General features: G+C 66.0%; 6 protein-coding genes. 4 read left to right on the top strand and 2 right to left on the bottom strand.

Annotated features, from left to right (window positions below):
* Nucleotides 1–652, bottom strand: a 652-nt coding sequence (locus G3N98_RS35625; RefSeq protein WP_346779124.1) for a biotin/lipoyl-containing protein, incomplete at its 3' end; no start/stop codon positions are given.
* 68 nt (nt 653–720) lie between these two features.
* Nucleotides 721–3,417 (bottom strand): pyruvate dehydrogenase (acetyl-transferring), homodimeric type, encoded by a 2,697-nt coding sequence (gene aceE, locus G3N98_RS35620; protein ID WP_089425765.1) that lies wholly within the window; start codon nt 3,415–3,417, stop codon nt 721–723.
* A gap of 273 nt (nt 3,418–3,690) precedes the next feature.
* Here aceE and fixL point away from each other — a divergent pair, with 273 nt between their 5' ends.
* From fixL to G3N98_RS35600, 4 genes are all read left to right on the top strand, one after another.
* Nucleotides 3,691–6,207 (top strand): oxygen sensor histidine kinase FixL, encoded by a 2,517-nt coding sequence (gene fixL / locus G3N98_RS35615; RefSeq protein ID WP_011352574.1) that lies wholly within the window; start codon nt 3,691–3,693, stop codon nt 6,205–6,207.
* The gene (fixJ, locus tag G3N98_RS35610; RefSeq protein ID WP_006493245.1) at nt 6,204–6,842 is read left to right on the top strand and encodes an oxygen response regulator transcription factor FixJ; all 639 of its coding nucleotides are present in this window, start codon (nt 6,204–6,206) and stop codon (nt 6,840–6,842) included. Before fixL ends, fixJ begins: the two co-directional genes overlap by 4 nt.
* Nucleotides 6,843–7,080: 238 nt before the next feature.
* Entirely contained in the window at nt 7,081–7,941 is an 861-nt protein-coding gene (gene folD, locus G3N98_RS35605) for a bifunctional methylenetetrahydrofolate dehydrogenase/methenyltetrahydrofolate cyclohydrolase FolD (RefSeq protein ID WP_089425766.1), read from the top strand.
* A 239-nt stretch (nt 7,942–8,180) separates the two neighbouring features.
* Entirely contained in the window at nt 8,181–10,268 is a 2,088-nt protein-coding gene (locus G3N98_RS35600) for a M3 family metallopeptidase (protein ID WP_206150750.1), read from the top strand.
* Nucleotides 10,269–10,461 lie beyond the last annotated feature (193 nt).

Here is a 10,461-nt window from a genome sequence, read left to right as displayed (position 1 = left end):
CAGGTGCCGGCGCGGCAGCGGCAGCGGCCGGAGCCGGTGCGCTCGCCTGCGGTGCGGCAGCCGCTGCGCCTGCGGCTTCGAGCAGCACGATCAGCGTGCCTTCCGACACCGAATCGCCCACCTTCACCTTGATGTCCTTCACGACGCCTGCGGCCGGGCTCGGCACGTCCATCGTCGCCTTGTCCGACTCGAGCGTGACGAGCGACTGCTCCTTCTCGACCGTGTCGCCGACCTTCACGCCGATCTCGATCACCGGCACATCCTTGTAGTCGCCGATGTCGGGGACCTTCACTTCGAGCGTGCCGCCGGCTGCTGCCGGTGCGGCCGCCGGTGCTGCAGCAGCCGGTGCCGGTGCTGCAGCCGGAGCCGGAGCAGCTGCGGGCGCGGACGCGCCGTTCGCCTGCGCCGCGGCGCCGCCTTCGAGCAGGATGATCAGCGAGCCTTCCGACACGGAATCGCCCACCTTCACCTTGATTTCCTTCACGACGCCGCCGACCGGGCTCGGCACGTCCATCGTCGCCTTGTCCGACTCGAGCGTGACGAGCGACTGCTCCGGTTCGACGGTATCGCCGACCTTCACGCCGATCTCGATCACCGGCACGTCCTTGTAATCGCCGATATCCGGCACCTTCACTTCGATCGCTTGACTCATCTGTTTCTGTCTCCATGGCCGCGCGCGCCCCTCGCGGGAGCGGCGCGCGGCATCACACGGCGTGTGCGTTAAACGGTCATCGGGTTGGGCTTCGACGGATCGAGGTTGTACTTGGCGATCGCGTCAGCGACCACCTTGCGCTCGATCGTGCCCTCGTCGGCCAGCGCGTTGAGCGCGGCGACGGTGACCCAGTGACGGTCGACTTCGAAGAAGTGACGCAGCTTCTCGCGGGTATCCGAGCGGCCGAAGCCGTCCGTGCCCAGCACGACGAAGCGGCGATCGATCTGGCCGCGGATCTGGTCGACCAGCGCACGGACGTAGTCGGTCGATGCGATGACCGGGCCCTGCGTGTCCTTCAGGCACTTCTGCACGTGCGACAGACGACGCTCTTCGGTCGGATGGAGCAGGTTCCAGCGTTCGACCTGGTGGCCTTCACGCGCGAGCTCGGTGAAGCTCGGCACGCTCCACAGGTCGGCGGCGACGCCCCAGTCGTTCTTCAGCAGGTCGGCGGCAGCGATCACTTCGTTGAAGATCGTGCCCGCGCCGAGCAGCTGGACGCGCGGCGCCTTCTTGTCGGCGTCGGCCTTCTTGAACGCGTACATGCCCTTGATGATGTCGGCCGCCACGTGCTCGCCCTGCGGAATCGCCGGGTGCTCGTAGTTCTCGTTCATCACCGTGATGTAGTAGTACACGTCTTCCTGGTCCGCCACCATGCGGCGCAGGCCGTCCTGGACGATCACCGCGAGCTCGTAGCCGAAGGTCGGGTCGTAGCTCACGCAGTTCGGCACCGATGCCGCCCACAGGAGCGAGTGGCCGTCTTCGTGCTGCAGGCCTTCGCCGTTCAGCGTCGTGCGGCCCGCGGTACCGCCGAGCAGGAAGCCGCGCGAACGCATGTCGCCCGCGGCCCATGCCAGGTCGCCGATCCGCTGGAAGCCGAACATCGAGTAGAAGATGTAGAACGGCACCATGATCTCGCCGTGCGTCGAGTACGACGTCGCCGCCGCGATCCAGTCGCACATGCCGCCCGCTTCGTTGATGCCTTCCTGCAGGATCTGGCCGGTTTCCGATTCCTTGTAGAACATCAGCTGGTCGGAATCTTCCGGCACGTACTTCTGGCCCTGCTGGTTCCAGATGCCGATCTGGCGGAACAGGCCTTCCATGCCGAACGTACGCGATTCGTCCGGGACGATCGGCACGACGCGCTTGCCGAGCGCCTTGTCCTTCAGCAGGATGTTCAGGATCCGCACGAACGCCATCGTCGTCGAGATCTCGCGGCCTTCGCCCGTGCCCTTCAGCAGCGGCTCGAACGCGTCGAGCGCCGGCACCGGCAGCGACGTCGCCTTCTCGCGGCGGTGCGGCAGGTAGCCGCCGAGGTCCATGCGCTGCTTGCGCATGTATTCGAGTTCCTTCGAGCCTTCCTCGAACTTCAGGTACGGCACGTCGGCGATCTGCTCGTCGGTGATCGGCAGGCGGAACTGGTCACGGAACTTCTTCAGTTGCTCGACCGGCAGCTTCTTCTGCTGGTGCGTGATGTTCATCGCCTGGCCCGACTCGCCCATCCCGTAGCCCTTGATGGTCTTCGCGAGGATGACGGTCGGCGCGCCCTTCGTGTTCGTGGCTTCGTGGAAAGCCGCGTAGATCTTGTGCGGATCGTGGCCGCCGCGGTTCAGCGCCCAGATGTCGTCATCCGACCAGTCGGCGACGAGCGCCTTCAGTTCAGGCGTGTTGAAGAAGTGCTCGCGCACGAACGCACCGGATTCCGACTTGTACGTCTGGTACTCGCCGTCGACGACTTCCATCATGCGGCGCATCAGCGCGCCCGACTTGTCGCGTGCGAACAGCGCGTCCCAGCGGCTGCCCCAGATGACCTTGATCACGTTCCAGCCGGCACCGCGGAACTCCGATTCCAGCTCCTGGATGATCTTGCCGTTGCCGCGCACCGGGCCGTCGAGACGCTGCAGGTTGCAGTTGATCACGAACACGAGGTTGTCGAGCTTCTCGCGGCTCGCCATCCCGATCGCGCCGAGCGATTCCGGTTCGTCCGTCTCGCCGTCGCCGAGGAATGCCCACACCTTGCGGCCTTCCGTCTTCGTGATGCCGCGCGCTTCCAGGTACTTCATGAAGCGGGCCTGGTAGATCGCCATGATCGGGCCGAGGCCCATCGACACGGTCGGGAACTGCCAGAAGTCCGGCATCAGCCACGGGTGCGGGTACGACGAAATGCCGTTGCCGTCGACTTCCTGGCGGAAGTTGTCGAGCTGCTCTTCCTTCAGGCGGCCGAGCAGGAACGCGCGAGAGTAGACGCCCGGCGACGAGTGGCCCTGCACGAACACGAGATCGCCGCCGTGCTGCTCGGACGCTGCGTGCCAGAAGTGGTTGTAGCCGACGTCATAGAGCGTCGCGGCCGATGCGAACGATGCGATGTGGCCGCCGACGTTTGTGTCCTTGCCCGCGCGCAGCACCATCGCCAGCGCGTTCCAGCGCGTGTACGAACGGATGCGGTGCTCGATGTCCTGGTCACCCGGGATCTTCGCCTGCGCGGCGACCGGGATCGTGTTGATGTACGGGGTATTCGCGGAAAACGGCAGGTGTTCGCCGTGCATGCGGGCGAATTCGATCTGCTTTTCGATCAGGTAGTGCGCGCGGCCAGTGCCCACGGAGGAGATTACGCCGTCGAGCGACTCGAGCCATTCGACGGTTTCCTGCGGGTCGTCGTCATGTTCGGCGGCGACATATTTCATCACTTCGTTCGGTACAGCGGACATTCTCGTCTCCTGGGTCCTGGAATGTGAGGATCGCTCTCGTGCAGACGACGCGACGCGACCGGCTGCGGGCAAGCTCCGACGGATTGTAATGAGCGTGCGCGGGCATGCGCAACAAAATTTTCGAATTGTGAGATCTTTTCTCGCAATGCGGAATATTGCTGCGCTGCACCCATATTTCGAGGCTCTCCGGCGCGTCGCGGCTGAACAAATCCGTTTCCGTTCAACATATCCGGTATAGGTTTTCCATGTATTGCGCTGCGCTACAATCCTGCCATGTTGACCGATCGGCTTTTCGCACGCTCGGCGCGACCGTCGGGCCCGCCGGCGGAGTCGCAGCCGTCCCGTTGGCACCACGGACCGTGGTGGTCCAATTCCTATTTGCTGACGCCCCTGCTGTCGATCCTGGTGTTCCTGGTGGTGATGAGCCTCATCCTGTGGAGCCTCAATCGCCGCGAACAGCAGCAGCAGGAAGACACCCTCTTCCGTAACGTCGCATGGGCGCAGCAGCAGATCCGCCTGTCGATGACGGGCGCGCAGGAACAGCTCCAGGCGCTGTCGCGCGACCTCGCTTCCGGCCGCCTCGACCAGAACGCGTTCCAGATGGCGGTCGCGGACGTGATGCAAACGCATCCGGAAATCCTCTACCTGAACTGGTACACGTCGCCCGGCGTGCAGCGCTGGCCGACCGTGCATCCGCCGCTGCTCGGCCAGCGGCTCGCGAAGCCCGGCGAAGCGCAGATGCAGGACGCCGTGCGCGGCGCGTACGACGAGGCGCGCAGCACGCGCCGTCAGGCCTATTCACCGCTGATCTACGACGACTTCGGCAACGGCTTCATCACGCTGCAGACACCGGTGATGCGCGGCGACCGCGAGTACCTCGGCTCGATCGCCGCGGTGTTCTCGGTCGAAGGCATCCTGAAGCACGACATCCCGCAGGAGTTGTCGTCGAAGTACAAGATCTCGATCACCGACGCGAACAACCGCGAGCTGTCGTCCACGTCGACGCGCCCGCGCCTGCCGCGCGACTCGCACTACGACCTGCCGCTCGATCCGCCCGGCCAGGGGCTGACCGTGCGCGTGTACGCATTCCCGCAGCTCACGAACCTGACCAACAATACGCTCGTATGGCTCGTCGCGGGCCTGTCGTGCTTCGTGCTGTGGAGCCTCTGGAGCCTGTGGAAGCACACGCGCCAGCGCTTCGAGGCGCAGCAGGCGCTGTACGCGGAAGCGTTCTTCCGCCGCGCGATGGAAAACTCGGTGCTGATCGGCATGCGCGTGCTCGACATGCACGGCCGCATCACGCACGTGAACCCCGCGTTCTGCCGGATGACCGGCTGGGACGAAACCGACCTCGTCGGCAAGGTCGCGCCGTTCCCGTACTGGCCGCGCGACGCGTACCCGGAAATGCAGCGCCAGCTCGACATGACGCTGCGCGGCAAGGCGCCGAGCTCGGGCTTCGAGCTGCGCGTGCGGCGCAAGAACGGCACGCTGTTCCATGCGCGCCTGTACGTGTCGCCGCTGATCGACAGCTCGGGCCGCCAGACCGGCTGGATGTCGTCGATGACCGACATCACCGAGCCGAAGCGCGCGCGCGAGGAACTCGCGGCCGCGCACGAGCGCTTCACGACGGTGCTCGAAAGCCTCGACGCCGCGGTGTCGGTGCTGGCCGCCGACGAAGCCGAGCTGCTGTTCGCGAACCGCTACTACCGCCACCTGTTCGGCATTCGTCCGGACGGCCATCTCGAGCTGTCGGGCGGCGGCTTCGACCGCGCGCAGGCCTCATCCGACTCGATCGACATGGTCGACGCGTTCGCGGGCCTGCCGGCCGCCGCGCTGACGAGCAGCACGGCGGACGCGCAGGAGGTGTACGTCGAGAGCATCCAGAAGTGGTTCGAGGTGCGGCGCCAGTACATCCAGTGGGTGGACGGCCACCTCGCGCAGATGCAGATCGCGACCGACATCACGACCCGCAAGAAGGCACAGGAACTCGCGCACCAGCAGGAAGAGAAGCTGCAGTTCACGAGCCGATTGATGACGATGGGTGAAATGGCGTCGTCGATTGCTCACGAACTGAACCAGCCGCTCGCCGCGATCAACAACTACTGCTCGGGCACGCTCGCGCTCGTGAAGAGCGGCCGCGGCACGCCGGAGACGCTGCAGCCCGCGCTGGAAAAGACCGCGCAGCAGGCGCTGCGCGCGGGGATGATCGTCAAGCGGATCCGCGAATTCGTGAAGCGCAGCGAGCCGAAGCGCCAGCCGGCGCGGGTCGCGGACATCGTCGCCGACGCGGTCGGGCTCGCCGAAATCGAGGCCAGGAAGCGCAGGATCCGGATCGTCACGGAAATCCTCGCAAGAATGCCTATTATTTATGTCGACCCCGTGCTGATCGAGCAGGTGCTCGTGAACCTGATGAAGAACGCGGCCGAAGCGATGGCCGACGTGAAGCCGGCGTCGGTGGACGGCGTGATCCGCGTCGTCGCCGACATCGAGGCGGGCTTCGTCGACATCCGCGTGATCGACCAGGGCCCGGGCGTCGACGAAGCGACCGCCGAGCGCCTGTTTGAACCGTTTTACAGCACCAAGTCCGATGGCATGGGCATGGGGCTGAACATCTGCCGTTCGATCATCGAATCGCATCGGGGGCGTCTGTGGGTGGTCAACAACGTCGAGCCGGATGGCCGCATATCCGGCGCAACGTTCCACTGCAGCCTGCCCATTGGGGAACCCGCTGATCTCGGCCAAGGGGGGCGCGAGGCATCGGCATCACATACCGTTACGGGAGAACTATGAATAGCCCTGTCACCACCACTCAGGAAACCGTCTTTGTCGTTGACGACGACGAGGCCGTACGGGACTCGCTGCGCTGGCTGCTGGAGGCGAACGGCTATCGCGTGCAATGCTTCTCGAGCGCCGAGCAGTTCCTCGATGCCTACCAGCCTGCCCAGCAGGCCGGCCAGATCGCGTGCCTGATCCTCGACGTCCGGATGTCGGGCATGAGCGGCCTCGAACTGCAGGAGCGCCTGATTGCCGACAATGCCGCGCTGCCGATCATCTTCGTCACGGGTCACGGCGACGTGCCGATGGCCGTCTCGACGATGAAAAAGGGTGCGATGGACTTTATCGAGAAACCGTTCGACGAAGCCGAGCTGCGCAAGCTCGTCGAGCGGATGCTCGACAAGGCCCGAAGCGAAAGCAAGAGCGTTCAGGAACAGCGCGCCGCGAGCGAACGCCTGTCGAAGCTGACCGCGCGCGAGCAGCAGGTGCTCGAACGGATCATCGCGGGCCGCCTGAACAAGCAGATCGCCGACGATCTCGGCATCAGCATCAAGACGGTCGAAGCGCACCGCGCGAACATCATGGAAAAGCTCAACGTCAACACGGTGGCCGACCTGCTGCGCCTCGCGCTGTCGAAGAAGCAGGCCTGAGCGAGCGCCGGCCGCGGCGGCACTGCCCGCCCGGCCCGCAGCCAGCCCTGGCCGCCCCGCGCGATGCGGCCCACTCGCGCGGCGGCGGCCTTTCTCCCGGCGCGCGAGCGCCGCGGCCATGACGCTTCCTGCTTATTCGCTGTCGGACGGCGGCAGGCGAACGGTATAATCGCGTGCTTTGCTGCGACGCTTCGGGCGCCGCACGACCGCATTCCAACTTCCCGGCAGGACCACCACCATGACAGCCCTCCTCATCGACGGCAACGCCCTTTCGAAGACCCTGCGCGCCCAGGCCGCCGAACGCGCCGCCGCCCTGACCGCACGCGGCCACCAGCCCGGTCTCGCGGTGATCCTCGTCGGCGCCAACCCGGCAAGCGAAGTCTACGTGCGCAACAAGATCAAGGCGTGCGAGGACAACGGTTTCTTCTCGCTGAAGGACGCGTACCCGGACACGCTGTCGGAAGCCGACCTGCTCGCGCACATCGACGCGCTGAACCGCGATCCGAAGATCCATGGCATCCTCGTCCAGCTGCCGCTGCCCAAGCACATCGACAGCCACAAGGTGATCGAGGCGATCGCACCGGAAAAGGACGTCGACGGCTTCCACGTCGCGAACGCCGGCGCGCTGATGACCGGCAAGCCGCTGTTCCGCCCGTGCACGCCGTACGGCGTGATGAAGATGTTCGAGGCGCACGACATCCCGCTGCAGGGCGCGAACGCCGTCGTGATCGGCCGCTCGAACATCGTCGGCAAGCCGATGGCGATGATGCTGCTCGACGCCGGCGCGACCGTGACGATCTGCCACAGCAAGACGCGCGACCTCGCCGCGCACACGCGGCAGGCAGACATCGTGGTCGCCGCGGTCGGCAAGCGCAACATCCTGACCGCCGACATGGTGAAGCCCGGCGCGACGGTGATCGACGTCGGCATGAACCGCGACGACGCGGGCAAGCTGTGCGGCGACGTCGACTTCGCTGGCGTGAAGGAAGTGGCCGGCCACATCACGCCGGTGCCGGGCGGTGTCGGCCCGATGACCATCACGATGCTGCTGATCAACACGATCGAAGCCGCCGAGCGCGCCGCCGACGCGGCAGCCTGAGCGCTTGCCCCGTTCAGCCGGCGTGCGGTTCCGCACGCCGGCGCCTTGCCGGCCGCATTCTGTCGGCCGCGCCACCCGACGCCTCCACCCCGCATCCGACCCCGCGTCAATCGCGTCGTTAGAAACTAACGATTGGAAAGCGCGCGATGCGCCCCAATAATGTCGATATCGGGCGCCGCGTTGCCTTGCGCGCCTTACCCTTTTCACTCCGGTTCATCCGGCCACAGACAGGGAGTCTTATGTCCGCCAGCGCCAACACCAACCCGCTGCTCGATTTCTCGGGCCTGCCCCGCTTCGGCGAGATCCGCCCGGAACACGTGACGCCCGCGCTCGACACGCTGCTCGATGACGCCAACCGCGCGGTCGAGACGGCAAGCGCGGCCGCGACGCCGGCAACCTGGGCAGCCGTCGTCGAGACGGTCGAGCAAGCGACGGAGCCGCTCGGTCGCGCGTGGGGCATCGTCGGCCACCTGAACGCGGTTGCCGATACGCCCGAACTGCGGGCCGCCTATGGCGAGAACCTGCCGCGCGTGACCGAATTCTGGTCGAGCGTCGGCCAGAACCTCGCGCTGTACGAGAAGTACAAGGCGATCGCCGCAAGCGCCGAATACGCGACGCTGTCCACCGAACGCAAGAAGATCCTCGACAACGCGCTGCGCGATTTCCGCCTGTCGGGCGCCGAGCTGCCCGAGAACCAGAAGCCGCGCTTCGCCGAACTGCAGGAACAGCAGGCCGCGCTGTCGAAGGCCTTCTCCGATCACGTGCTCGACGCGACCAACGCGTACGCGTATTTCGTGCAGGACGAGGCCGACCTGGCCGGCCTGCCCGGCGACGCGATCGAGGCCGCCCGCGAAGCCGCGCAAAAGGATGCCAAGGAAGGCTGGAAATTCACGCTGCACTTCCCGTCGTACTTCCCGGTGCTGCAATACGCGGACAACCGCGCACTGCGCGAGACGCTCTACCGCGCCTATGCGACGCGCGCGTCGGAACTCGGGCCGCAGTACGGTGACGGCAAGGCCGAATGGGACAACACGGCGATCGTCGCCGATGCGCTGAAGCTGCGCCGCGAAGAGGCGCTGATGCTCGGCTTCCGCAACTTCGCCGAAGTGTCGCTCGCGCCGAAGATGGCCGAATCGCCGCAGCAGGTGATCGCGTTCCTCGAGGATCTCGCCACACGCGCCCGCCCGCACGCCGACAAGGACTGGGACGAGCTGCGCACGTTCGCCGCGAAGGAACTCGGCCTCGCCGAACTCGCGCCGTGGGACGTCGCATTCGCGGCCGAAAAGCTGCGCCAGCAGCGCTATGCGTTCTCGGAAAACGAGGTCAAGCAGTACTTCCCGGAGCCGGCCGCGCTCAAGGGCCTGTTCACCGTCACCGAGACGCTGTTCGGCGTGCAGATCAAGCCGGACGACGCGCCGGTGTGGCACAAGGACGTGCGTTTCTTCCGCGTCGAGAATCGCGACGGCTCGCTCGTCGCGCAGTTCTATCTCGACCTGTACGCGCGCGAAGGCAAGCGCGGCGGCGCATGGATGGACGACGCGCGTTCGCGCGCGAAGCGCGGCAGCAGCGTGCAGACGCCGGTCGCCTATCTCACCTGCAACTTCTCGGCGCCGGTCGGCGGCAAGCCCGCCTGCTTCACGCACGACGAAGTCATCACGCTGTTCCATGAATTCGGCCACGGGCTGCACCACATGCTCACGCGCGTCGACGAACTCGGCGTGTCGGGCATCAACGGCGTCGAATGGGATGCCGTCGAGCTGCCGTCGCAGTTCATGGAAAACTTCTGCTGGGAATGGGACGTGCTGTCGTCGATGTCGTCGCACGTCGACACGGGCGCCGCGCTGCCGCGCGAGCTGTTCGACAAGATGATCGCGGCGAAGAACTTCCAGAGCGGGCTCGGCACGCTGCGCCAGATCGTGTTCTCGATGTTCGACATGCTGCTGCACGTCGACTTCGACCCGGCGGGCGCCACCGGCGTGACCGCATTCGCGCGCGAGATCAACGAGCGCTATCACGTGATCCCGCAAGCCGCGTTCTCGCGCTGGCCCAACACGTTCAGCCACATCTTCGCGGGCGGCTACGCGGCCGGCTACTACAGCTACAAGTGGGCCGAGGTGCTGTCGGCCGATGCGTACGCGGCGTTCGAGGAAGCGGCGGCCACGAGCGGCAGCGTGCTCGATGCGGCGACCGGCACGCGCTATCGCCGCGAAATCCTCGAGGTCGGCGGCAGCCGCCCGGCGATGGATTCGTTCAAGGCGTTCCGCGGCCGCGAGCCGCAGATCGATGCGCTGCTGCGCCACAACGGGATGGCTGCGCCCGCGCACTAAGCGGGCCGCCAGCGCTTTCGGCTGCATGTGAGCAAAGGCACCGCTTCGGCGGTGCCTTTTTTCATGGCGCTGACCCGTCCTGAAATAGGTTGACACTTTTTCGCTGAAACGAAGAGGTGCCAAGTGGAGCAAGAGATCAAGCGGACGCAGCGGGACTACAGCCTGGCTTTTAAGCTATCGGTGGTCGAGCAGG

It is taken from the genome of Burkholderia sp. Tr-20390 (assembly GCF_017104595.1).
Taxonomy (GTDB): domain Bacteria; phylum Pseudomonadota; class Gammaproteobacteria; order Burkholderiales; family Burkholderiaceae; genus Burkholderia.
Note: the sequence above shows the minus strand (reverse complement) of the source record. Positions and strands in the feature narration are given on the sequence as shown.